General features: G+C 49.8%; 23 protein-coding genes and 2 pseudogenes. 8 read left to right on the forward strand and 17 right to left on the reverse strand.

From position 1 onward, the window contains the following. Nucleotides 1–201: 201 nt before the first annotated feature. A pseudogene (locus ACO9K6_RS10405) lies at nt 202–402 on the forward strand (glycerophosphodiester phosphodiesterase); the annotation flags it as partial. After that, on the forward strand, nt 399–1,607 hold the full coding sequence (locus ACO9K6_RS10410; protein WP_424767496.1) for an SLC45 family MFS transporter: 1,209 nt from the start codon (nt 399–401) through the stop codon (nt 1,605–1,607). The pseudogene ACO9K6_RS10405 and the gene ACO9K6_RS10410, both read left to right, overlap by 4 nt. Nucleotides 1,608–1,662: 55 nt before the next feature. Here the strand turns inward: ACO9K6_RS10410 and ACO9K6_RS10415 are convergent, their stop codons facing one another. The 10 genes from ACO9K6_RS10415 to ACO9K6_RS10460 form a co-directional block, all read right to left on the reverse strand. Continuing rightward, nucleotides 1,663–2,529: a YitT family protein gene (locus tag ACO9K6_RS10415; RefSeq protein WP_424767497.1), complete on the reverse strand. Its 867-nt coding sequence runs from the start codon at nt 2,527–2,529 to the stop codon at nt 1,663–1,665. A gap of 87 nt (nt 2,530–2,616) precedes the next feature. Continuing rightward, complete coding sequence (locus ACO9K6_RS10420; RefSeq protein ID WP_424767498.1) at nt 2,617–2,895, reverse strand: hypothetical protein; 279 nt, start codon at nt 2,893–2,895, stop codon at nt 2,617–2,619. Nucleotides 2,896–3,054: 159 nt separating this feature from the next. Then, the gene (locus tag ACO9K6_RS10425; protein ID WP_424767499.1) at nt 3,055–4,821 is read right to left on the reverse strand and encodes an ABC transporter ATP-binding protein; all 1,767 of its coding nucleotides are present in this window, start codon (nt 4,819–4,821) and stop codon (nt 3,055–3,057) included. Nucleotides 4,822–4,834: 13 nt separating this feature from the next. After that, nucleotides 4,835–6,577: an ABC transporter ATP-binding protein gene (locus tag ACO9K6_RS10430; RefSeq protein WP_424767500.1), complete on the reverse strand. Its 1,743-nt coding sequence runs from the start codon at nt 6,575–6,577 to the stop codon at nt 4,835–4,837. 298 nt (nt 6,578–6,875) lie between these two features. Then, nucleotides 6,876–7,700 (reverse strand): aldo/keto reductase, encoded by an 825-nt coding sequence (locus ACO9K6_RS10435; RefSeq protein ID WP_424767501.1) that lies wholly within the window; start codon nt 7,698–7,700, stop codon nt 6,876–6,878. Between the two features lie 36 nt (nt 7,701–7,736). Then, nucleotides 7,737–8,246 carry a type 1 glutamine amidotransferase domain-containing protein gene (locus ACO9K6_RS10440; protein ID WP_424767502.1) on the reverse strand — a complete coding sequence of 170 codons (510 nt, stop codon included), beginning with the start codon at nt 8,244–8,246 and terminating at the stop codon, nt 7,737–7,739. Nucleotides 8,247–8,274: 28 nt separating this feature from the next. Beyond that, entirely contained in the window at nt 8,275–9,027 is a 753-nt protein-coding gene (locus ACO9K6_RS10445; RefSeq protein ID WP_424767638.1) for an IclR family transcriptional regulator, read from the reverse strand. A gap of 70 nt (nt 9,028–9,097) precedes the next feature. Then, entirely contained in the window at nt 9,098–9,514 is a 417-nt protein-coding gene (locus tag ACO9K6_RS10450) for a hypothetical protein (protein WP_424767503.1), read from the reverse strand. Further along, nucleotides 9,466–10,512 (reverse strand): anthranilate phosphoribosyltransferase, encoded by a 1,047-nt coding sequence (locus ACO9K6_RS10455; RefSeq protein WP_424767504.1) that lies wholly within the window; start codon nt 10,510–10,512, stop codon nt 9,466–9,468. Before ACO9K6_RS10455 ends, ACO9K6_RS10450 begins: the two co-directional genes overlap by 49 nt. Before the next feature lie 12 nt (nt 10,513–10,524). Beyond that, a complete protein-coding gene (locus tag ACO9K6_RS10460) occupies nt 10,525–11,136 on the reverse strand; it encodes an ANTAR domain-containing response regulator (RefSeq protein WP_424767505.1) in 612 nt (203 codons plus the stop codon). A 324-nt stretch (nt 11,137–11,460) separates the two neighbouring features. Between ACO9K6_RS10460 and nirB the strand changes: the two genes are divergently transcribed. The 4 genes from nirB (at nt 11,461) to ACO9K6_RS10480 (ending at nt 16,077) form a co-directional block, all read left to right on the forward strand. Further along, nucleotides 11,461–13,899, forward strand: coding sequence for a nitrite reductase large subunit NirB (gene nirB, locus ACO9K6_RS10465; RefSeq protein WP_424767506.1), 2,439 nt, complete (start codon nt 11,461–11,463; stop codon nt 13,897–13,899). A 12-nt stretch (nt 13,900–13,911) separates the two neighbouring features. Continuing rightward, nucleotides 13,912–14,226 carry a nitrite reductase small subunit NirD gene (nirD, locus tag ACO9K6_RS10470; protein ID WP_424767507.1) on the forward strand — a complete coding sequence of 105 codons (315 nt, stop codon included), beginning with the start codon at nt 13,912–13,914 and terminating at the stop codon, nt 14,224–14,226. A gap of 57 nt (nt 14,227–14,283) precedes the next feature. Next, nucleotides 14,284–15,060: a uroporphyrinogen-III C-methyltransferase gene (gene cobA, locus ACO9K6_RS10475; RefSeq protein ID WP_424767508.1), complete on the forward strand. Its 777-nt coding sequence runs from the start codon at nt 14,284–14,286 to the stop codon at nt 15,058–15,060. 63 nt (nt 15,061–15,123) lie between these two features. Continuing rightward, nucleotides 15,124–16,077: a TRM11 family SAM-dependent methyltransferase gene (locus ACO9K6_RS10480; protein ID WP_424767509.1), complete on the forward strand. Its 954-nt coding sequence runs from the start codon at nt 15,124–15,126 to the stop codon at nt 16,075–16,077. Nucleotides 16,078–16,085: 8 nt separating this feature from the next. On the opposite strand, the gene ACO9K6_RS10485 is transcribed toward ACO9K6_RS10480, so the two are convergent. The 4 genes and pseudogenes from ACO9K6_RS10485 to ACO9K6_RS10500 form a co-directional block, all read right to left on the reverse strand. Next, nucleotides 16,086–16,880 (reverse strand): alpha/beta hydrolase, encoded by a 795-nt coding sequence (locus ACO9K6_RS10485; RefSeq protein ID WP_424767510.1) that lies wholly within the window; start codon nt 16,878–16,880, stop codon nt 16,086–16,088. 181 nt (nt 16,881–17,061) lie between these two features. Beyond that, a complete protein-coding gene (locus ACO9K6_RS10490) occupies nt 17,062–17,523 on the reverse strand; it encodes a divergent PAP2 family protein (RefSeq protein ID WP_424767511.1) in 462 nt (153 codons plus the stop codon). 111 nt (nt 17,524–17,634) lie between these two features. Further along, a complete protein-coding gene (locus ACO9K6_RS10495) occupies nt 17,635–18,477 on the reverse strand; it encodes an MBL fold metallo-hydrolase (RefSeq protein ID WP_424767512.1) in 843 nt (280 codons plus the stop codon). A 348-nt stretch (nt 18,478–18,825) separates the two neighbouring features. Further along, nucleotides 18,826–19,155 (reverse strand): annotated as a pseudogene (locus ACO9K6_RS10500) (iron chelate uptake ABC transporter family permease subunit); the annotation flags it as partial. A 252-nt stretch (nt 19,156–19,407) separates the two neighbouring features. Here ACO9K6_RS10500 and ACO9K6_RS10505 point away from each other — a divergent pair. Beyond that, a complete protein-coding gene (locus ACO9K6_RS10505) occupies nt 19,408–20,262 on the forward strand; it encodes a helix-turn-helix domain-containing protein (protein ID WP_424767513.1) in 855 nt (284 codons plus the stop codon). 86 nt (nt 20,263–20,348) lie between these two features. On the opposite strand, the gene ACO9K6_RS10510 is transcribed toward ACO9K6_RS10505, so the two are convergent. From ACO9K6_RS10510 to ACO9K6_RS10520, 3 genes are read right to left on the reverse strand one after another with little or no spacing between them, the layout of a single operon-like run. Next, nucleotides 20,349–21,290, reverse strand: coding sequence for an EamA family transporter (locus ACO9K6_RS10510; RefSeq protein WP_424767514.1), 942 nt, complete (start codon nt 21,288–21,290; stop codon nt 20,349–20,351). A 17-nt stretch (nt 21,291–21,307) separates the two neighbouring features. Next, nucleotides 21,308–21,841: a hypothetical protein gene (locus ACO9K6_RS10515; RefSeq protein WP_424767515.1), complete on the reverse strand. Its 534-nt coding sequence runs from the start codon at nt 21,839–21,841 to the stop codon at nt 21,308–21,310. Between the two features lie 2 nt (nt 21,842–21,843). After that, nucleotides 21,844–22,860, reverse strand: a complete 1,017-nt coding sequence (locus tag ACO9K6_RS10520; RefSeq protein WP_424767516.1) for an AAA family ATPase — start codon at nt 22,858–22,860, stop codon at nt 21,844–21,846. Between the two features lie 203 nt (nt 22,861–23,063). On the opposite strand from ACO9K6_RS10520, the gene ACO9K6_RS10525 reads away from it, so the two are divergent. Continuing rightward, nucleotides 23,064–23,945 (forward strand): VOC family protein, encoded by an 882-nt coding sequence (locus ACO9K6_RS10525; protein ID WP_424767517.1) that lies wholly within the window; start codon nt 23,064–23,066, stop codon nt 23,943–23,945. The last annotated feature ends 222 nt before the right edge of the window (nt 23,946–24,167 follow it).

The following is a 24,167-nucleotide window of genomic DNA, read 5'->3' on the forward strand; positions in this document are numbered from 1 at the left end:
CAAGACCGCTTGCAGCTTCCGCAAATTTAACGCTTTGCGCAGCTTTCAAGCGGTTTCTTATTATACAGCCCAAACAAACAGCCTGTATATTTGCTCTATGACAACCTTAACCGAGAGGATGAATTCAAATGAACCAGCTCATTAATTTCGCCCATCGCGGAGCAAGCGGCTATTGTCCCGAGAATACGATGGCGGCCTTATGCGCTTCACGCTTACAAATACGCAGTCCTTCCGGAATGGACAGCTGAGGCCGCCGAGCACGGCATCGCATATCATCCGTTTACCGTTAACGAGAATGCCGAAATGGAGCGGCTGATCGAAATGGGCGTCTCCGGCATCATTACTGATTATCCAGACCGGCTGGCCGAGGCGCTGATTAGGAGAGGAGCGGGCAAGGTATGAAAAAAACATGGCTGCTCGGCTTTGGATTTTTCAGCATAAGCATTACGTGGGCTCTCTACAACGCGTTTGTGCCTTTTTTCCTTGAAAAATTTATATCGAGCACCGCATTAATCGGCTTCATGATGACCATAGACAATTACTTCGCGATGTTTCTGCAGCCTTGGATCGGTCGCCGAAGCGATCGCACAAACAGCCGTTTCGGCAAAAGAATGCCATACTTGCTCATCGGTATGCCTCTCGCAGCTGTATTCGGCGCTTTAATTCCTTGGCATACCAGTCTGCTGACGCTCGTATTGTTTATGGTGCTGATGAACCTGTCCATGAGCCTGTACCGCTCGCCCACCGTTGCGCTCATGCCGGATATTACGGCTGATCATAAACGGACGCAGGCTAACGGCATCATCAATTTCATGGGCGGCATCGGCTCCATTATCGCCTTTGCGGGAGGCGCTTTTCTGTATGAGAAGCATGCCTCGCTGCCTTTTTTATCCTCATCCCTTTTGACCCTGCTATGCCTCGCCATCCTTTTGTATGTTATAAAAGAAAAACGCGACGCAATCTCCTACAAGCCAGTCGAGAAAGACACTGCCTTCTCATTCAAAGGCGAGTGGAACCGGCCTACGATCTTTTTGCTGGGCGCGATTTTCTTCTGGTTTCTATCCTATCAGGGCGTTGAAGCTTTATTCACGCTCTACGGCAAAAACCATCTGGGACTATCAGAGGGAGAAGCCTCCTTCTCGCTCGCTTTCTTCTCGCTGGCGTTCGTGCTTGCCTCCATTCCAAGCGGACTGCTAGGAAGACGCTTCGGCAAAAAACTCCTTATCCTGCTGGGCGTAATCGGACTGCTGCTTACCTTTGCAGCTATATCATTTATTGATGCGCTGTTGCCGCTCCGAGTGCTTCTTATCGCAGGAGGGGTCTTTTGGGCCATGATCAACATTAACTCCTACCCGTACATCATCGCGCTCGGCAAAGAGCAAAGCATAGGGACACGCACAGGCATCTACTATTTAGTTTCTTCGCTTGCGGCCATTACGTCGCCGCCGTTAATGGGCGGCATGATCGATTTATTCGGCTATTCGGTTCTGTTCTACTTCGCATCCGGCGGGATGCTGCTCGCCCTGTTATGCTTGCTTGGCGTGAAGGACAAAGGCTTATCCAATGACAATGCCATTCCCGAAAAAGGCGCAGCGTCCAGCCTTTAACGACGCACCAAAAAATCCGGACCCTCGTCTTTCGACAACGGTCCGGATTTTTTGATTAGTGTATGCTGCCCTTGCTGAAGCCTCCACCCATCACATCGGCTACAGATTCAATGGCGATAAATGCATTGCCGTCAATATTTTGCACAATCGATTTCAGCTTCGCCAGCTCCAGACGCGTCACCACGCAATAAATGACCTGCGTATTCTCTCTGGAGTAGCCGCCTCGCGCCTGCAGCAGCGTTGTGCTGCGTCCAAGCCGATCAATGATCGCTTCGGAAATTTCTTCGTATTCGCTCGATATAATCGTGACAGACTTTGACTCTTCCAGCCCTTCTACGACAATATCGATTAATTTGATCGCAATGTAGTAGGTAAACATCGAATACATGGCGGAATCCCACGTAAATACGAAGCCGGCTATAATAAAAATCACGACGTTAAAAACCATAATGATTTGCCCGACCGGCATACGCAGCTTCTTTGAAATTAATATCGATACGATTTCTACGCCATCAAGCGAGCCTCCGAAACGAATCGTAAGACCTACACCCGCACCGAGAATTAAACCGCCGAATAGAACAGCCAGCAACTTCTCATCGGTAAACGGTTCGGAATGATGCAGCAGCGTTGTCGTGATCGACATGACAATGATACCGTAAAGAGTAGAATAAGCGAACGTTTTGCCAATTTGCTTATAGCCGAGAATAAGAAATGGAACATTAAGAATAAACAAGCAAAGTCCCAGGGGAAGCGGCGTTACGTACGAGAGCATAATCGAAATCCCTGCTATGCCTCCGTCGATGATCGTATTCGGCACAAGAAATAACTCAAGCGCAACACCCATTAATACCGAGCCGATCGTAATAAAAATAAACCTTTTTATCACTTCTAAAAAGGATAACTTCTTGTGCGTCTTAGCCAACGGTCCTTCCCCCATTGCATTCCTTTAATCTTTTGACTTTACCACAAAAATACTATTTTTACAAAAATATAACATCATTCTCACCTATTAATCAATATAGCCAGCCAATCCCTTATCCATCAAATAATCCATTTCTGCTTCCAATATGGACTCTACAATCAGCTCGTTTGACTTTACATCGGAACGGCCAAGAATATAATCGACCAGCTCGTCGCTATCAATGTCGACCTCGCCGTTCTTATCCTCCTTCGCGTTGTTAATGAAAGCCTGCTCATGCTTCAATACGAGCTTGATCAGCTTATCATCCGCCTTCGTCTTGGCCGCAATGTATTGCACAAGCTCCTGCTCATTTAATTGTTCAGTCATTATTCGTCATCTCCTAATTGTTTGCGTACAGCCATTGTATCACACTACGCCTGTTGTTTTTTTGTGTGAAAAGCTTTATTATCGTACATTTCCTGATCAGCAAGCTTAAGAAGCTGCTCAAGGTCCAGATGATCATCGGATGAAATTTCAGCCGCGATGCTAGCCTTTACGTCCTGCCGGATCTACAGCCGCGCTCTCGCCCTTTTGCAGCTGATACATTTTGAAGTAACGTCCACCAAGCGCCATCAGCGTATCATGATCGCCGCGCTCGACAATCTCGCCGCGGTGCAGCACGAGAATTTGATCAGCTTCGCGGATTGTCGACAATCTGTGCGCGATGACGAGTGTGGTCCGCCCTTTACTTACGACGCGCAGCGCTTGCTGAATCAGTCCTTCCGTCTCGCTGTCCACGCTTGCTGTCGCCTCGTCCAGAATGAGTATCGCCGGATCGAATGCAAGCGCCCGCGCGAACGAGATTAGCTGGCGCTGTCCAGAGGATAGCGTGCTTCCGCGCTCGACCACCTGCTCGTCATAGCCAGCGGGAAGCTGCTCAACGAAGGTATCAGCTCCTACATCCTTGAGCGCTTTCTTCACCCGATCAATGGAAATGTCCTTATTGTATAAGCTGACATTAAATTTAATATCTCCCGCAAATAAATACGGATCCTGCAGCACGATACCCATATGTTTGCGCAGCTCCTGCTTCGAGAAGGACTTTACATCCCGTCCGTCGATCGAAATGATCCCCTTACCCGCTTCATAAAAGCCAAGCAGCAGGTTCATAATCGAACTCTTTCCCGATCCCGTATGACCGACTAGCGCGACCGTCTCTCCCCGTCTGGCCTCAAACGATATACCTTTGAGCACTGACTCTCCCTCATTATAGCCAAAGGTCACGTTGTCGAATCTGACTACGCCATCCGGCCGTTTAACCGAATCGACACGCTCAACCTCATCGCCTTCCATGTCCAATATCGCAAATACCTTCTCTGCGGATACAAACGCTCTTTGCGCATTCGTCAATTGGTCGAATATCCCGATAATCGGTTGGAATATCCGTCCTAAATAATCGATAAACGCATAAAACACGCCGAACAAAATCAAGCCATCCAACGATTCCCGGCCAAAATACCATATGACCAGCGCGGTAACCAGACTTCCGATTGTCCCTACGATATTCCGCGAGGACAACGAAAAAACTCTAAACTGCTTGATTTGATTCACATACCTGTCTTCATTAAGCTCCTCGAATTCCCGTAAGGTTGCCTTCTCCCGACGAAAAGCCTGAATGATCGGCATGACGGCGATCGATTCGTTGATCATCGCGTTCATATCGCTCAGCCGCGCCCGCATGACGGCTATGTAGCCTTTTGAATATTTCAAATGTACAACCATAATGATGGCGAACAGCGGCGGAAGGAGTAAGCAAAATAGAGCAAGCCGCATATCCAGGATGAACAGCGCCGTGTATATACCAATGAGCTGTACGAAGCTTACGACGAACGTCGCCATGAAGCTCATGAACAAGTCGCGGACGGCCTCCGTATCATTGGTTATACGCGACACGATCTGTCCAATCGGCGTATTGTCGAAATACCGCAGCGGAATCCGCTGAATATGACGCATCAGATCCATCCGCATATTTTTAATAATCTGCAGAGCTGTCGATTGAAGCAAATAAGCTTGCGAAAAATTCGCGACACTCGCGAGAAACAGCAGTACCATGTATAGGCCAAGCAGGGCCAGAACAGAGGTCAACTCGCCCGATTCAACATCCAAATGCTTATCGATAATCGTTTTGATAATAAAAGGTCCGCTGAGTTCGGCCGCTACCGCACAGAAAAGAATGAGCAGCGCGCCGATAATTCTATACTTATAAACAAGAGCATAGGCGATCAGCCTTCTTGCCGTTGATTGCTTGGACATCCCACGCGCCTCCTCATTCCTCCAAGCTAGCTTCCATCTGCTGACGTTCCCATTGTTCCTTGTACCAGCCGCCAAGCAGCATCAATTGATCATGTGTGCCTTCCTCGACAATGCTTCCCCCGTTCAACACGAGTATCCAATCCGCATGACTGACCGCCGAGAGCCGGTGCGTCGTAATGAGCGTCGTCTTCCCTTCGCGCTCCAGCCGGATATGATGGAGAATCCGGCTTTCGGTTCGCGCATCGACAGCGGACAGGGAATCGTCAAGCAATAATATTTCCGAATCCATGAGCAGCGCCCGCGCAATCGCGAGACGCTGCTTCTGCCCGCCTGAGAGCATAACGCCGTTCTCCCCGACAATCGTCTCCAGCCCCTCCGGCATTTGCGCGATATCCGAAGTAAAAGAAGCCATCTCTATTGCCCGGGCAATTTCTTCGGGGGATGCGTCGTGCTTGCCCAGCGCGATATTATCGCGGATCGTCTTGGACAGCAGCAAATGCTCCTGCGGCACATAAGCGATCCAGCGCTTCATCTGCTCGAGGGCAATCCGCTCGACTGGCACTTCGGATATGAACAACCTCTCCGGCTCCACCGGATATTGACGAAGCAGCTGCTTCAACAGCGTGCTTTTTCCGCTTCCCGTTTTGCCGACAATGCCAAGCGTTTGCCCCTGCTCCAACCGGAAGGAAACCTGGTCAAGACTAGGCTGGCCGGCCGCCGGGTACGTAAAGGTCAGCTGCTTCATCTCGATGCTTGTCGGCGCAACGATTACAGCCGGATGATCCGGGTCCTGCAAATCAGGCTTCTGCGTAAGCGCCTGGTCAAGACGATCGACAGAGGCACTGCCGCGCTGCAATACATTAATAAACTCGCCGAAAGAAATCATCGGCCAGATCAGCATGCCCAAGTAGATATTAAACGAGATAAGCTGACCAAGCGAAATTTCATTTTGAAATACAAGATAAGAGCCATAGCCGATTCCTATCGAATAGCTAATGCCCACAATCAACGAGATTGTAGGTTGGAAGAGCGCATTTAGAATCGAAACGCGCTTGTTCTTGTTCATGACCTCGGAGGTCACCTTGTCGAATGCCCCGATATCGTTATCCTCCTGAACATAGGAGCGCAGAACCCGGATACCGGAAATCGACTCCAGCGCATGATCGTTCATGTGGCCGAAGGCGGCCTGGGCATCCAGAAAGCGTGTCCGGACCCTTTTGCCAAGCATGTTGATGACTACCGCGAGCAGCGGAAGCGGAATTAACGCCGCAAGCATCAGCTTATAGCTGACCAACGAAACCATCATCACAATAACGACCGACGCGCCGACAAGCGTATTCACAAGCGTCATGACGCCATAGCCTGCCGTTTGCCCGATCGCAAGGATGTCATTGGTGGCGAGCGCCATCAGCTGTCCAGTACTGTTTCGCTGGAAGAACGCAGGCTTCATTCTCGTCAGATGCGCCAAGAAACGGCCTCTCAGCACCTTCTCGATAAGCGCAGAGTTTCCGAACAACGTTGTAATCCATATGTAAACCAATACGTATTGCAGTAATGCCAGCCCTACAAGCAGCAGCACCGTTTGATTCAAGCCCGAAGCGGTAAGCTCCCCGTCACGGATATAATCAACCGTTCTCCCGATCAGGCTGGGCGGTATCGTTGAGAGCAAGCTTACGCAAGCCATAATACTGATGGCAATCGCATAGCTCCTCCACCTATCCTTGAAAAACCACTTCAAGCGCATTACAAAAGACATGGCTTTCCCCTCTTCCTGCTGCAATTACTCTTTTTCAATTCAAACCTAATATTGATAAAAATCACACTGCTATGCCTATGTTTTCCAGAACAAGTATATCAGCTTATCCGGAGTAATGTATATCACAGTTTCAAGGTTATTCGTGCACGGTCATCAGCACTAATCCGATAGAGGGGTTTTGTCGATTAATGTCAGATGGAAATTGGGGGATATTATGAAATTAAAAATGCCCCAAACAGCACGGTACAACCGTTTTGCTTGAGGCATGGGACGAGCAATCAAACTTTATTTGCTTATTTTATCGAACATTCATTTCGCTTGGCTTTGGACCTTTGCGACGATCTTGATTCAGCTTGTTGATCGCTGCCATGTCATCCGCAGTCAGCTCGAAATCAAACACCTTAAAGTTTTCTTCAATACGTGAAGGCGTCACTGATTTCGGGATTACGATGGTGTTGTTCTGCAAGTGCCAGCGCAGCACGACTTGAGCCGTCGTTTTGCCGTAAGCTTCAGCCATTTTCAGGACCGCTTCGTCCTTCAGCACATCGCCGCCCTGGTCCAGAGGGCTCCATGCTTCCACAAAGATATCATGCTTGCTGCAGAAATCTTTTAATTCGTTTTGGGCTAAGTATGGATGGCACTCCACCTGGTTTAGAACCGGCTTCACTTCGCATTCCTTAAGCAGTCGCTCCAAATGCTCGATTTCGAAGTTGCATACGCCGATCGCTTTGACGCGTCCATCGCGATACAGCTTTTCCATCGCTTTATACGTATCAATGTATTGATCATACTCCGGGGTAGGCCAGTGAATCAAGTACAAGTCAATATAATCGAGTCCCAATCTTTCAAGGCTCTCATCAAATGCGCGCAGGGTATTTTCGTAGCCTTGATCGGCGTTCCACACTTTTGTCGTAATAAACAGCTTTTCTCGAGGCACATTCGATTTATGAATGGCTCTGCCGACACCTTTTTCATTTTTGTAAATCATCGCGGTATCGATAGACGTATAGCCCACTTCAAGCGCTTTGGCAACAGCCGCTTCAGCTGCGTCATCATCAACTTGCCAAACGCCGAAGCCGAGCTGTGGCATTTTCAAACCATTATTTAGAGTAACAAAATCCATCATATTTTCCTCCTCGATTCATTTCATGGTCTAGCTTTAGCCCAGCAGCTTCAAAGATTCGCGATTGAATGCCGGAAGATCGTCAGGAGTACGGCTCGTTACGATGTTGTGGCTGACGACAACCTCTTCATCCTTGTAGTTTGCTCCGGCATTTTTCAAGTCGTTGCGAATGGAGCGGAAACCTGTCATATCGACGCCTTTCAGCAGGTGCGTGTCGATTAGAACTTGCGGGCCGTGGCAAATCGCGAATACCGGCTTGCCTTCCTGAACGAACGCCTTCGCAAATTCCCCATAACGGTCATCCTCGCGAAGCAGATCAGGCGAGAAACCGCCAGGGATAAGCAGCGCATCGAAATCAGAAGGATTCACATCGCCGATGCCTTTATTAAGAGTTAATTTCTCGCCATGCTTACCGGTAATCTCCTTACCTGCTTCCGGTCCAATCGTCACGACCTTGTGGCCTGCAGCTTCCAATGCCTGTGCTGGATCCGTGAATTCTACATCCTCGAACAAATCAGTGATTACAGCAGCAACTTTTTTTCCCATTTCAAATCCTCCTAGTCCTTATCTAAAATCAGTTGAGTGTTTCCGAAATGACTTTGGCGCATTCTTTAACTAACTCTATATGAGTCGTGTCCTTTTCCTGGCACAATCGAACCGAAGGACCGGACATCGCAATGGCAGCAATGACCTGGTTCCCTTTATAAATCGGAGCGCCTATACAGCGGACGCCGACTTCTCCCTCTTCATTATCCAAGGAATAGCCGTTCATCTTAATATGGTCCAATTCCTTGCAAAATAAATCCAAGGACGTAATCGTATGCTCCGTCTTTTTGTCAAAAGATAATTTGCCGATGATCCGTGTCTGCTCTTCCCTGTCTTGAAAAGCTAAAAGACATTTCCCGATCGCATCGGTATGAAGGGGAAGCTGGTCCCCAATCTCATGATGGGTTCGCGTAGCATAATTCCCTTGAACGGCCTGTGTGATGATCATTTCCGTCCCATGAAGCATCCCGATATATGTCGTCTCCCCGGTTTTGTTGCTTAGTTGCTCCATAAAGGATACGGATCGCCACAGGAAGTAGTCGTGCTTCTGCCGGTTTTTCTCCAGGAGCTTCGAAATCAGAATATCTGAAACTACGTATCGATTTTCTCTGGTTTTCACAATGAAATGATTTTGTTCCAGCGTGCTGATCAAACGATAGGCGGTACTCTGATTTAACTTCAGCTTCTCGATAATCTCTTGAGTAGTCAAATTAGGATGCTCTGAAATTAAATGAAAGATATCCAGCCCTTTCTTTAGCGTTCCAACTTCATTACGATTAATGGATAACCTCCTCCCTTCTGGTTATTTTTGTATGAGCTCAGGATTATTGTAGCACTATGTGCAGGGATTTTCAAATAAAGAGAATATTAATATTTATTTTATCCATTTTGGATAATACTTGTTTAGAGATCAAGTCGAGATCATTTTGATCTGCGCCGATCTGAAGCGGGCTACCGGCGAGCCGCGCGTCCTCTTTCGCGCATCGGAAGCGCCTTGGACGACGCCGTATCTCTCTCTCAAGTAAGGGCCGTCCGTTACATAACAGCACAGATGCGAACACAAACGTGCTCTTCCGCAGCTGAAAGAGCTCCGTAGCCATTATAGTAGCATAACCTGTCAAGCTCGCAGCATGGCGCAAACGCGCAAAAGAAGCCGTCGGACAACGCCCGACAGCTTCTTTATCCATCTTTATTTTTTGTACAGCTGCACTTCTGGCACTCAGCCCGGACAGGACAGTACGCCTTCGCTCCGCATTACATTTTGCCACCTGCGATAGAGCTCCAATGGCGCTCCGCTGTCAAGCAAATCCTTGCATACATACAGCCCCTCCTCGACGGAATCGACCTTCTCCGCCAAGTGAAGTCTGACAGCGCCGTTCAGCAGCACTTGATTCGCGAAGGCGATATGCCCGCGTCCTTGCAGCACTTCTTCCGTCACACGAAGATGCTCAGCAGGCGTCCACTCCATGTCAGGTATTGGCGTTTCCAGACCGTAGCTGTCCGGACTAATGATATGAAGTCTGGATTCCCCCTCCTCCACCCTATAGGTACGAGTCGGCCGATCAATGAACAAATCCTCAGAGCCTTCCGCCCCTTGCACGATAAGTGCCTTCCGATATTGCAGATTATTCGCCAGCTTCGCCATTCTCTCGAATACCGTGTTATGGTAAACCCCGAATACTAAATAAGGCGAATGGGCGTAATCGATCAGCTTCTCGGCCGTATTTAATATCGTCCGCATGCCTAGCTCAATCCGGATCGACCGCAGCGACTTGAGCGGAGGGCACCATTCATCAGACGGCACATACAGCACCCCCGTATCCGCAGCCGCTTTCATAATCTGCTCGCGTGACTGACGCTCCGCATCTATTCCTGACTGATGCAGCAAATCATGGAGCGTTATGCCCCACTTCGGAGGAAGCGAGGCTGCGCCATGAAGCGTAACCGGCAGCCCGGCGGCCGACAGAAGAAATGCGGTTGGGAACGTTGCGATAAAGGATTTTTTCCGTCCGTCGTAGGGTCCCGCACAATCGATTCCTTGATGAATCGGCGCGCGATAGGCATGATTACGGCATACAGCCACGAACGCCTCCAGCTCCTCTACACTTTCCATCTTTATCCTCTCAGCGATGAAAAATGCGCCCATCTGTGCGGGGGTCGCCTTCAGCTCCAGGATGGCTTCAGCAGCCTGCAGCGCCTCCTCATAGCCCAGATCTCGAGCGCCTCGCTTTCCCCGTGCAACTTCCTTCAATAGATTCGTAATCATCGCGAGACCCCCTTATTTTTGCTCCTGAAGTATTTGATACACCTTTACGATGGACGTGGCAACGTCAACCATGCGCTTGCGCTCATTCATCGCTTGCTTGCGGAGCACGTCATAGGCCTCAGCTTCGGAAATGTTTTTAATTTTGCACAATATCCCCTTCGCCATGTCGATCCATTTCCGCTCCTCTAGCCTGCCTTCCAGCTGCTTGCGCTCATTAAGCCACTGCTGTCTCTCGAAGCATTGCTTCGATGCGAAATGCAGTGACCAATGCAGCTCCTGCTCGCTCATGGAAGGTGTCAGTACGCCGTCAATCGGCACATCATCCTCACAAAACGCTGCCGACAAGGAAGCAGCCGACGCGCTGCACCACCACAACATCGGAGCAGTTTTCTGCTTGATCAGCTTCATCCCGATTCCCTTGACTTCATTCAAGGGCAGATGGAAAATGACGGCGTCCGCGCCGCCCATTTGGAATTCTGCCTTCTTCTCATCATTTGCGCGCATCACATGATAGCCATAAGCCTCGAGAATATATTTTGGCGTTTGTTTCTTCGATATTTGATCCGACTGAGGGTCCCCCGCCGCCATTGCCATTGGATGCTCAACCACTAACAAAGAACGCATGAAGAAGCGCCCCCTCCTATTCGACTTTTTTACCGCAAAGCTTAAGTCGATACCTTTGTGAATATATATAACATAATTTTGCCTAGTTTGTCATCATCCAAGTTTTTAGCTCCATTTCACGTCAAGTATATTGACATGAAAGAAAAAAACATTGTATAGTGACAATAACAACTTTATATCATTCGCGAATACAACGATGTGTTCGTTTGAAGCGGCAAAGAAGCCTGCTTTCGTTTTCACGGGAGACGTACGTTTTCCCTGGATGCGAGGCGGGCTTTTATTATTTTTATCATACAGACAGAGTTTGGAGAGGAGAGAAACATAATGACGATAAGAAGGAAGCTAGTATTAATCGGTAACGGTATGGCGGGGGTACGGGCGGTCGAGCATCTATTGAAGCTTTCTCCAGAGAGCTATGACATTACGATCTTCGGCGCTGAACCGCATCCCAACTATAACCGTATAATGCTGTCGTCCGTGCTGGCGGGCGGCGCGGATATGCAAGAGATCGTCATCAATGACTGGGATTGGTATAAGGAAAATAACATTACGCTGCATACCGGCCACAAGGTGACGAAAATCGATACGGAGCGCAAAAAGGTATCCTCACATCTTGGCATTGAGGTCAATTACGATGCGATTATTATCGCGACTGGCTCTAACCCCTTCATGCTGCCGCTTCCTGGCGCTGACAAGGAAGGCGTCATTGCTTTCCGTGATATTCATGATTGCGAGGTCATGATTGATGCCTCCAAAAAATATAAAAAAGCGGTCGTGATCGGCGGCGGACTGCTCGGTCTTGAAGCGGCCAGAGGCCTGCTCCATCTGGGGATGGAGGTCAACGTCGTTCATATCCACAGCTACCTCATGGAGCGCCAATTAGATGAAGCGGCGTCACGAATGCTGCAGCGGGAGCTGGAAGCGCAGGGTATGCAATTTTTATTACAAAAGAGCACTGCTTCCATTAAAGGCAAACGCCGCGCAACCGGGCTTTCCTTCACGGATGGAACCGAGGTAGACGGCGATCTGGTTGTCATGGCTGTCGGGATCAAGCCAAACATCGAGCTCGCCAGAGCATCCGGCATCGAGGTAAACCGGGGCATCGTCGTCGACGATTTCATGCAAACGAGTGAGCCCGACATTTATGCAGTAGGCGAATGCGCCGAGCACCGCGGCATCGCTTATGGCCTCGTTGCTCCGCTGTATGAGCAAGGCGCTGTGCTGGCCAAGCGTTTGGCCGGCGTAGAAACGGCTGGCTACGCGGGTTCGGTTACTTCTACGAAGCTTAAAGTATCCGGCGTTGACGTGTTTTCCGCAGGAAGCTTCATTGAGGCTCCGGGTACACGAGCGCTGAAAATTCAAGACGATTTGGCTGGCACCTATAAGAAAATTGTCATTCAGGACGGCAAGCTGATTGGGGCGGTGCTATTCGGAGATACATCAGATGGCGCCGAATTATTCTCATTCATTAAAAAAGGCGAGTCCATTGCCGGGCGCGAGAAGGAAATATTGCTTGGCATCTCCTCCGATCTGCTCGGTCAATCCGGCGGCGGCAGCAACAGACTGGCGTCCATGGCCGAGGATGAGATCGTTTGCGGCTGCAACGGCATATCGAAGGGTACGATTGGCGATGCCATCATGAATAAAGGCTGCAATACAGTTGGCGCCATTAAATCCTGCACGAAAGCATCCGCTTCCTGCGGCGGCTGCAAGCCTCAAGTAGAAGGCCTGCTGCATCTTTATGCCGGCGATGCCGCCGTTGCGGTGAAGGAAGGCATTTGCGGCTGCACGACGCTAAGCCGAGATGAGATCGTCGAGGAAATCACCCGTATGAAGCTGATGAGCACCAAAGAGGTTATGAACGTGCTGGATTGGAAAAATACGGAGGGCTGCACGAAATGCCGCCCTGCGCTCAACTATTATCTCGGCATGCTTTATCCGGAGGAATATGTGGATGAGAATGAATCCCGTTTTACGAATGAGCGCTATCACGCCAACATTCAGAAGGACGGTACGTATTCGGTTGTTCCGCGTATTTACGGCGGCGTAACCTCTCCTGCCGATTTGAAGAAGATCGCCGAGGTTGCCGAGAAATTCGACGTTCCGATGGTGAAGTTCACGGGCGGTCAGCGTCTCGATCTGCTCGGCGTGAAGAAAGAGGATCTGCCGAAAATTTGGGAGGAGCTCGATATGCCTTCCGGCCATGCCTATGGAAAGACACTGCGCACGGTCAAAACCTGCGTCGGCAATACCTTCTGCCGATTCGGCACACAGGATGCGATCGGTATGGGCATTCGATTGGAGAAAGCGTTCGAGCGGCTCAATGCGCCAGCTAAAGTGAAGCTCGCTGTATCCGGCTGTCCTCGGAATTGCGCGGAAGCAACGATCAAGGATTTTGGCGTTGTAGCCATCGACGGGGGCTGGGAGCTGCATGTGGCAGGCAACGGCGGCGTGAAGGTTCGCGCGACCGATCTGCTGTGCATCGTCAAAACCGAGGATGAGGTCATGGAATGGTCATCCGCCTTCCTGCAATATTACCGTGAGAACGCGCAATGGAACGAGCGTACTGCGCAATGGATAGAGCGCGTCGGGCTGGATTCCGTCAAGAAAGCGCTAGAGAAACGCGAGGATCGTCTTGCTCTCATGGAACGGATCGAGAAAACGCTCAGCCTAACGACTGATCCGTGGAAGCAAATCGTGGAGAACGATGAATTACGCAAAAATTTCGAGCCATTAACTGCCGCTGCGCCGGCTCAATTATAGGAGGACACATCGATGACAACAAAGCTGTTCGTAGCCAATCTATCGGAAATTGATGTAAAAGGCTCCCGTAGAATCACAGTCAAGGATATTGAGATCGCCGTATTCCGCTTGTCGGATGATCGTGTGCTTGCCGTAGAAAACAAATGCCCGCATAAGGGCGGATCACTTTCGGAAGGGATGGTATGCGGCACAGCCGTACACTGTCCCCTTCACGATTGGAAAATCGACCTGCGCAGCGGTCGCGTGCAAGAGCCCGACGACGGCTGCGTTACGACCTTCGAAACCGAAATCGACAGTGCCAGCGGCTCAATCTACTTGACGATATAAAGGCAACTGAGGTTTACAAAATACAGTGGCGGCCATGACCGCCGGAGGGAGCAGCCCATGAGAAAATCATCGAGAGGCACAGTCTATATTGTTGGAGCAGGCCCAGGCGATCCTGAGCTCATTACAGTCAAAGCAATGAGACGCATCCAGCTGGCTGACGTCATTCTCTATGATCGACTGGTGAGCGCGGAGCTGCTCGGTTATGCTCGCCCAGATGCAGAGCTTGTATACTGCGGCAAGGCGCCGGGCTCACATGCTATGCCGCAGAAGCTCATCAACCAAGCGCTCGTGAGCTATGCTTCGGCAGGAAAGCAGGTCGTCCGCCTGAAGGGCGGCGACCCCTTCGTCTTCGGAAGAGGCGGCGAGGAAGCGCTTGAGCTGGCAGCATGGGGAATTCCATATGAGATCGTACCCGGCATTACATCGGCCATAGGAGCTGCTGCTGCCTCGGGCATTCCGGTTACACACCGCGACTATGCCGCTTCCTTCGCCTGCGTAACCGGCAGCCGGTGCCATGGAGACAAGTCGCCGATCCGTTGGGATTTGCTTGCACATAGTGTGGATACGCTGGCCATCTATATGGGCGTCAGCCAGCTCCCTGCTATTCGCGAAGAGCTGCTGAAGCACGGCAAGCCCGCTTCAACGCCGGTAGCCGTGATCGAACGCGGCACCACCTCGCGACAGCGCACCATCGTAGGAACGCTGGCGGACATTCATACATTAGCCGCTACCATGAAGCTAAGTAATCCCGCTCTCATTATTATTGGTGAGGTTGTCCGTATACGCGAGCAGCTGCTGCATGCCGAGCAGCATGTCGTTGCGCTAATTGGATAAGACGATTCGCCTTTTCATCCATTTGGCTTTCACCTGACCCTTAACTATGTTACCCTGTTAATTATGAAAACGATAATGAAAACACCGTTATATATTTATACCTATGCCTATCGTGAGGAAGAAGCCGAGCTTTGCATGCTGGAGATGCGTGCGTTTTTCGGAGAGGATTCGCCCGCTAACATTGTCATGAGCGATGTGGAGGTGCACCCTGACCGCAGTCCTTTTCTCAGAGAGCGGCTTGAGGTGCTCTATCAGGGCAATTGCTTGCCCGAGATTTGGGAGCAAGTAAAGGAAATACAATTACATGAAGCAACCTTCAAAGTGATTTTCGTGAAAACAAATGATTTGGCGCCAGCGGATAAAATCGAATTCGATGAGGCACGTGTAATTGAACGCGAAATCGGAGTTCATATCGAGGGAGAGGCTGATGTTCGAAATCCGGATGTCGTATTCGGTATTATAACGTTAGGCGGCCGCTGGTATTTCGGTCATTACGCCAAGAGCAAAGCGGTTTGGCTTACCCATATGAGCAAGCCGCGCAGCTACTCGATTGCCCTTAGCACGCGAGTAGCCCGCGCGATTGCCAATATTGCTGTGCCGAACCCCGCCGAAGCGAAAGCGATTGATCCATGCTGCGGCATTGGAACCGTGTTAGTCGAGGCACGGTCCATGGGTATGGATATCGATGGTCGGGATATGAATCATTTTATCGTCCGCGGAGCGAGAGAGAATCTGAAGCATTTTGACCTGCAGTCCGATGTCGTGTGCGGTGATATTGCCGACGTGACCATACATTATGATACGGCGATTCTCGATATGCCTTATAATCACTTTTCGAGAACAACGCCTGAGGCGCAGCTTTCGTTATTGCAGCATGCCCGCCGTATCGCGAGCAGAGCCGTCATCGTAACGGCGGACCCGATGGACGACATGATTGAGAACGCAGGCTTCCTTATTCAAGATCGCTGCACGACTAGAAAAGGTAATTTTGTAAGACAAATTATATTATGCACGTAAAAGCTGCTCTAGTTAAAGCCATTCCATCTCAGCCAGGAAGCGCAGGCATCGCTCCAGCCGTTAGTATGCTTTTCTTCTTCGGCTAGTCCTAATCCATGCCGCCCCTTCGCATAAATATGAAGATCAAACAGCACCTTATGCTTACTCAGCGCCGCTGCGAACATCAGGCTGTTCTCAACGGGAACGGCCGCGTCATCAGAGGTATGCCATAGAAAGGTCGGCGGCGTGTCTTCGGTTACGTTCATCTCATTGCAGAGCTGCTCAACCTGGACAAGCGAAGGCTCCTTGCCCAGCAAATTTTCTCTGGAGCCCGTATGCGTGAAGGGATCTGTTAATGTAATAACCGGATAACACAGCACTAGCAGATCAGGCCTGGAGGATTGACGCTCAATCACATCCTCTGAATGCTTGTTGCCGGAATCGAAGCTCGTCCCGGCGTTAGCCGCCAAATGCCCGCCCGCAGAAAAACCAAGCAGTCCCAATTTATTAGGATCAATCCGAAATGCCTTCGCTTCTTGACGAATGAGGCGGATCGCTCTTTGTACATCGATAAGCGCACATGGATACTGATACGGCGCAACTCTGTAACGCAGCACAAAGGCGGAAATCCCCAGACTATTCAGCCACTTCGCAATCGGCTCCCCTTCATGATGAGCACGCATCCCATATCCGCCGCCTGGACAGACGATTACCGCAGGCCGATTATCTCCCTCCACCAAAAACGGCGTTATTGCCGGACGGTCCTCATCCGACTCTCCTTCTGCATAAGGCGCTCCCTTTGGCCACAATAATAGCTCACTCACTTGCATCTACTCCTTTTCGCTGCATAGAAAATGTAATCTTTCCCCATTATATATGGAATGATCTTACACAGCTATGTTAAACTGGTAGAAATGCCGAGCGCCATCGAGATCGGAGAATCCGTTATTGGCAGTGCTTTAATATGGTGAAGCTTCAAGCTAGCAGAACGTACATCGATCATATTCAGTATCGAGCCGTTAGCGCCCCCGTCAATCCAATAAAAGCTCCTAACAGAGAACCTGCCAAAACCTCAATCGGCTGATGGCCCAAGCTTTCCTTGAGCTTCTCACGCTGACGCTTATGATATACACCAGGATGCTCGCCTGCCAGTTTCTCGACATCCTCATCCAAATCATTCACCTGCATCGCAATTTCTCCGGCATGCCTGCGTATATTCATCGCGTCATACATAACGATTATGCCAAGCATTGCCGAAATCGCAAATTCCGGCGTCTTTATGCCATATTTCGTGGCTGTATAGGCAGCCAGCGCAGACACGCCGCTTGAATGCGAGCTAGGCATGCCTCCTGAACCAATGATTTTCGTGAAATCCCACTTGCCTGTTTCAGCGTAATTAACGGGCAGCTTCAGCACTTGCGCTGCAGCGACAGCTGTAAGCGCCGTGCATAATCCTCTATTCACCATTACTCCCACCCTCCAGTCGTCACTCTCCCGTCATTTTGCCCTGCTGTTCATAAAATCATCCTTGCGTTTGCCAAGGGGCGCAATCGAATTGTCATACCGGTTATTCTACGATTATTTCATATAAATAAATCTCTCTCCGGGCGCGAACATATGGAATTTTTGAGCTGGATAATTGCGGTACAAGTAGTCCACGAAAAAGGCAGGATTCTCGTCATTGTGCGGAAAGAGCCCATAATGCATCGGAACGAGGATATCCGCCTCAATTTGTGCCGCGATTTCAACCGCTTCCCGGTAATTGCAGTTGCCGACGATACCCTGTCCTTGCCGAACGAAATCCCGTCCATTAATGGGCAGAAGAGCGATATCGATCTGCCGCTTTTGCAACCAGCTCACAAGCTCCGAAAACCCGATCGTATCTCCGGCGTGATAGAGGTGAATACCTCCAAAATCAGCGGCGTAGCCAAGAAATTTATGCTCGCCTGCCTCATCCTGCTCAAACTGCTCATGCTTAGCGGCATAAGCCTCCAGCTTCATGCCGTCTGCCAGCTCCAGCGATTGACCGTGGGAAATGCCGATGAGCTGATCGTCACGAAATCCCCATTCCTTCATAAGAGAAAGATGAGCCTTAGGCACGACAAAACGCGTGATGCCGGATTGCCCGATCGCCTGCAGCGTCTGCTTGTCCATATGATCCTCGTGATGATGCGAGCAAACGACATAATCAACATCCTTAAGCTGTGAAGGTGTCAGCGGTGCTTCAAACGATCTCGACCACGGCGATCCGGCTTGTTCATAAACGGAGTTTGTCAAATAAGGATCAAATAACACCGTCTTGTTCTTCCATTTGACGAGAAAGCCCTCCTGTCCCAACGCCCACAACGCTAATGCTTGATCTGGCAGCTCTGTTTTGACGATTTGCTCGCTTAAAGCGGTTCCGCTATTGTATACTTTCACGATATCCATCATCCTTTTTGTTCAATTTTTTGAATGCGCAAATCGTTCGTAAACCACAACCGGCTGCTTAACAGGCTTAACATGATGTCATTACAGATTCCACGAACTGCCCTCCAATCTGCTTTCTCTACTATTATAGCGTTATTGTACACGAACAAAATAAGCTGCCATTAAAGTTTATTTTATGCCAGCGTCGATTTCCTTGACCATTTCCGCAACGGATACAAGGCCGCCGCCGGAGAGGTACCAGTAATTCGAATCAAGATATACGATGTTGCCTTCTTTGTAGGCATTCGTATTTTTGACCAGCTCGTTCTCGATCGCTTGCTTCGCGGAGGACTGCTTGGCGTAAGCGATCAGCATTTTCTCCATTGCGCTAGCAGAGGTGAACAGCATGAGCGCGACCAGAATGCCGAGCCTGGCCGAGTCATCCGTTCCCGCCGTCGTCGGCGATACGAACTTATTGCGGCTTAGCTGCTGCATGATCAGGCCAGAGATGCTCATAGCCGCGCCCGCGATGATAATGCTAATAAGACGCGGAAAACGGCTGATCGTTAAAATTTGCAGCTGCTGCTCGGTCATGCTCATCAGATGGAGCGGCGATAAATCGCTCTCGCCGATAAACAGCGAGGTGAACGATAATAGAACAAGCGCTATTAATAGATACCTTAGCTTCATCACAGTTCCTCAAATCGACTGGATTCAAATTAAACGAAAAGCAAAATCGAACGGCATTATCGAAGATAATCATTCTCAGTTAATCTCAAAAAATGATGTTGCTTTCAGGTCATTCTTCTCAGAGTGATAACCATTATCAGCAACAATTTCTATCTTACACGATTTTCCTTCGATCGGAATGGACTTTTCTCTTTTCGAAGATGGATATTTGTTACAATCAGGCTGATAAACCAGAACAATGAAGTGCCGCATATGAATCCTTATCGTAAAAGATTCCATACGCAAAGCGTTTTTCCGTTCGAATGTGTTTATCGCGATTCGAAAACCGCACAAAACGAGCTTCCCGATCATCTGCATGATTGGTATGAGCTCGTTTATATTTATAGCGGCAAAGGGACATTTTTTATTGATCAATCAATCTACAACGCCGAACCCGGCGATATCTTCCTCATTCCCGGCAACACAATCCATCGCTCGTTCCCCGATCCGCACGACCCGAAGCTGTCGACGGCATTATTCTTCAGCGCATCGCTGGTGCATAGCCCGCCGCTTGGCGACTCCTATTCTTTTTTGCGCTGCTACGAGCAAGCTTCTCGCCGCAAGTCATTTAAGCTGCCTGTAAGCGACGCGGACAAGAAGCAGGTAATCGCATTAATCGAAGCCATTCATACGGAGGAAACCGAGAAGCAGCAAGGCTATCGTCAGGCGGTGCTGCTCCATCTCCAGCAAATACTGCTGCTTCTAGGGCGCGCGGCGCCTCCATCGGATGCAGAGCAAACGGTCTCCAGCTCGCTTCCCGGATGGATGACGAGTATTCTTGCTTATATCGATGAACATCCGGACTTGCCGCTCGGCTTGTCTCAGCTTGCGGGACGCGCAGCCGTCACACCGGCCCACTTCTCGCGCGTCTTCAAAAAGCTGACCGGCATGAACGTCACCGAATACGTTACAACGAAACGAAACATTCGGGCCAAGGAGCTGCTGATCGAGACGGACGTCAATATCGCTGACATCGCTGAGCGATGCGGCTTCGAAAGCCTGCCTCATTTTCACCGGCTGTTCAAGAAGCTGACGGGCATGACCCCTGCTCAATACAAGAAGAGCTAAGTTAGCCTAATAGAAAAAATGATAAATTTCAAAACAAAAAAAGCTGCCCTCTTGGCAGCTTTTCAATACTCAGCTTGCGGCTCTCGCTAAGCCCCAAACAAACGCATAAGCACTATCCCCGCAAATGCTAGCGAGATGCCTGTTACCTCGATTTTAGTAAATCGCTCCTTCACGACAAATCGAGTATACAGCAGCACGATCAATACGTTAAGCGCTGTGACCGCAGATACGAGACCCGCTTTGCCGAGATCAAAGGCGGTCACGATCAGCATCATGCCGAACGCATTCGTCGTTCCGATCGCTAGTCCGACAAGAAAGGTGCGCTTGCCGCTCCATCCCGAACTTGCGCCGCTGGCGGACTCAACAGAGGTGTGCTGTGATATATGTACCTCAGAAAAAACCCGATCACTTACTTGCCGCACACGTAAAGCAGCGTGCTCCTTCTGCAAATCCCGCAGCCACCATAGCCCGAAACAGGCCGCTCCGGTCACGAACATAAAAAACATTGTCGGAAACAACGACGCTTCCTCGATCGTCGACCACTTGCCCGACAGATCATTTGCCGCGAACAGCAGCATCGCAATGAGTCCCCACTGCGCCCCTTGCAGGTTGCTGAGCGAGATATCATTCGACAGCCGTACGAGCAATGCACCGCCGACAATAACAAGGAAGGCTACGAGCTGCATCGCATGCAGCTTCTCTCCCCATAGTCCGAAAGCTGCAATTACGACAACGACCGACGGCAATGCCGTCAATATGGCGACAATCGAAGCCTTGCCGACCGCAAAGCCTTTGAACATGCTTGCATTGGCGCCGAAGGAGAACAGCCCCATTTGGATGCCGATCAGTGCTGCCAGCGTCCAGTCCGACGCAAAAATAAGCGCGCAAATGCCATTTATAATCGCACCCATGCTGAACGTGCCGCAAAGCAGCAAATTTCGGCTGATCGGCTTTTGACTCGTCCAATGATAAAAAATCCCGCGTAATCCGAAGCATAAAGCCGCGAAAATCGAAAAAGTCAGCCACATGAGAGAAACCCCACCTTTCAACTATCCGCAGCGATTGTGTTGCTCATTCGATGAGCGGGAAGCTCTGCATAATGCTCATTCCATTTTTGCAGCGTTAAGATCAGAAAATGGTCAATACAATTCCGCTTCACCTCGGGCCTATTCGTTAAGCCGAGCGGCAGGTAGCCCTTCGTGCGATCGATAAGCGCCAGTAAGGTTGGGCTGTCCGCAAAGCTCGCTTCCATCAAGACAACATAATGGATCGGCTTATCGAGTCTCCTGTCGCGGGCCCACTCATACAGCAGCGTGTCCTTCACCTTCTGGCCTAATTCCCAGCCTATCTCCCTCGATCTCATTTTCCGCAAATAATTCAATTTGGCTTCCGGCGTAGCTCTTGGATTATCCGGGTCCTTCACTTCAAGAAATATAAATCGATCGGCCAGCTCGATAATAAAATCGACGAATTTCATGCCGTTTATCGTAACTGCATCACCCTTATTAACCTGCAATGCGTTTGAAAAATCAAAGAAAATATCCTTCTCCGTCACTTGCTTGGCATTATGCGCTGGCATGGTCAGTTTCCAAGCTCTGCATGAACGGATTCGTCCATAAGCATGGCATAAGCATCAATAATGGGGTTAGGCGATATTTGGTGCATTTCCGCAAAGCTGTTGGTCTTCACGGCATCCTGCTCACGATAACAGGAATGGTACACGATCCGAGAGTCCCGTTTCTTTCTTAGATCGATAGCTTTCAATAAAATATAATTATGCGTAGCGATAAATATTTGAACCCCTTCTCGCTCCAAGGCCAGCAAAATGCCCACGACAACGGGAATTGCCGATGGATTAATATTCGCTTCCGGCTCATCCCAGAACAGAACCGCATCCTTCTCCAGCGTACCATTCTTGATCAGCATCCACAGGAGAGCCAGCTTGCGAATCCCTTCGGCCACCAGACTGAACTCAAGCGGCCCGCCGTGCTTCTGCTGCAAATAAAAGACATCCCGATCCACTTTGACCGTTCCGCTGACCAAACTCTCCAAATCCTTTAAAAACAGCTTTCTGTGCGGAGACTCCGGCCCCTTTCGTATATCGACCTTGGAATAGGCAATAATATCGGCGTAGGTATCATCGAAATCAATATTTCCCGCGCGATGCGCTTCCAAAAAATTGTACGAGTGAGACAAAATTTCTTTCGCAGGTATAAATGCGCTGCTCCCCGGGAAATTCTCCTTCCACTGCTCCTCGCCTCTCGTGTGAACGCCTCTGCTGCTACCCGCTTTGATCGAGATATCCGTATGCAGGCTGGCATCCTTTATGCTCACCTCAATGGCTGCCATTCCGCTGCCTCCTTTAACTCTGCGTACAAGTCTGCCGAGCTTCATCTCCTTCGGCCTGAACACTTTTCCCAATTTATCTTCAAATGAAACATCTCTGCGCGAAGCCTGGCAAGCAGCATACAGCAGCTTCAGCAGGTGGGTCTTGCCCGTTCCATTCTCGCCAATGAACACATTGATGCCTTCCGAGAAGGTCATTTCCAAATGCTCAAATACTGTGAAGCCAACTAAATTCAGTTTTGTTATCGGCATCGCAAGCCCTCATTTCGAATTTACGATTCTATGTATAAACGTCTTATCATTATAGTCTAGTTCCAAAAATAAAACGATCGTCTTCATTTTCACTTACTTTTAATTAGCAGCTTTACTTTTATGTGATGATGTTGTAAAATAAGCGGTATAAGAGGCATGTTAATAAAAAAGTTTAACTATAACAACTTGCAGGAGTGATCCGAATGTCAGCATTACTGGATGATGATATTTCGTTAGGCGAGGTAAAACTAAAGGTTAGTCAGCTGGATCGGTCGATCCAATTTTATGAGCAGATTGTCGGACTGAGGGTGCTGCGGCATGATGCTCAGAAGCGTACTGCCGCCTTCACCGCCGATGGACGGAATACGCTGCTGGTGCTGGAGGAAATTGAAAATGCGATCATACCGCAGCGGCGCGGTCATGCGGGACTTTATCATTTTGCCATACTGCTTCCGGACCGACGTTCCTTATCGCTCTCCTTGCGCAATTTGGCTCGTCACGGCATTCATGTCGGGCAAGGAGATCACCTCGTCAGCGAGGCGCTCTACATTTCCGACCCCGATAACAACGGCATTGAAATTTATGCGGATCGTCCAAAAGCGCAATGGAAGCGCGATGCGGAAGGCAATTACGTGATGTCTACCGATCCGATCGACATCGAGAGCCTTCTTGCTGAGAGCGAAGCGGACGGCGACCATTGGAACGGCCTTCCGGAAGGCACGGTCATCGGCCATGTTCATCTCCATATCGGTGACCTTCGCGTATCTCGAGCTTTCTATGAAGGAAAGCTTGGCTTCGATGTCGTCGGCAACTATGCGCAAATGTCCGCTTTGTTCATATCCGCTGGCGGTTATCACCACCATATCGGATTGAATATTTGGGCAGGCGCAGGTGCTGTACTGCCGCCTGCAAATACGGTTGGGCTCTCCTATTTCACGATCGTTTTTCCAAGCGCTGCTTCACGCGAAAAGCTGCTTAGCCATCTTCGCACCGAAGGCGTTGCCCTTACAGAGCAAGACAGTGCATTTGTCGTGCACGATCCTGTAGGCATAGCGATTCATCTAACTGTAGCAAGCTCGAACTAATAATTGGAGCGGCAAGCTGGATCTTAATGTCCAGCCTGCCGCTCCTTATTTTTCCGCCTGCTCAAAATTCCGATTCCATTTTTTTCTGTTTCTTGTTGCGTCGCGCCTTGCCCTTGGCCATACATTCAACTGTATACCAATACGCTATGTTTGCGGCTAAACTGGAAGGGCCATCCCTTAGGTCAACTATGACCTTTCGGGACAGCCCTGTTTTGCTTTAAT

It is taken from the genome of Paenibacillus praedii (assembly GCF_049725345.1).
Lineage (GTDB): Bacteria > Bacillota > Bacilli > Paenibacillales > Paenibacillaceae > Pristimantibacillus.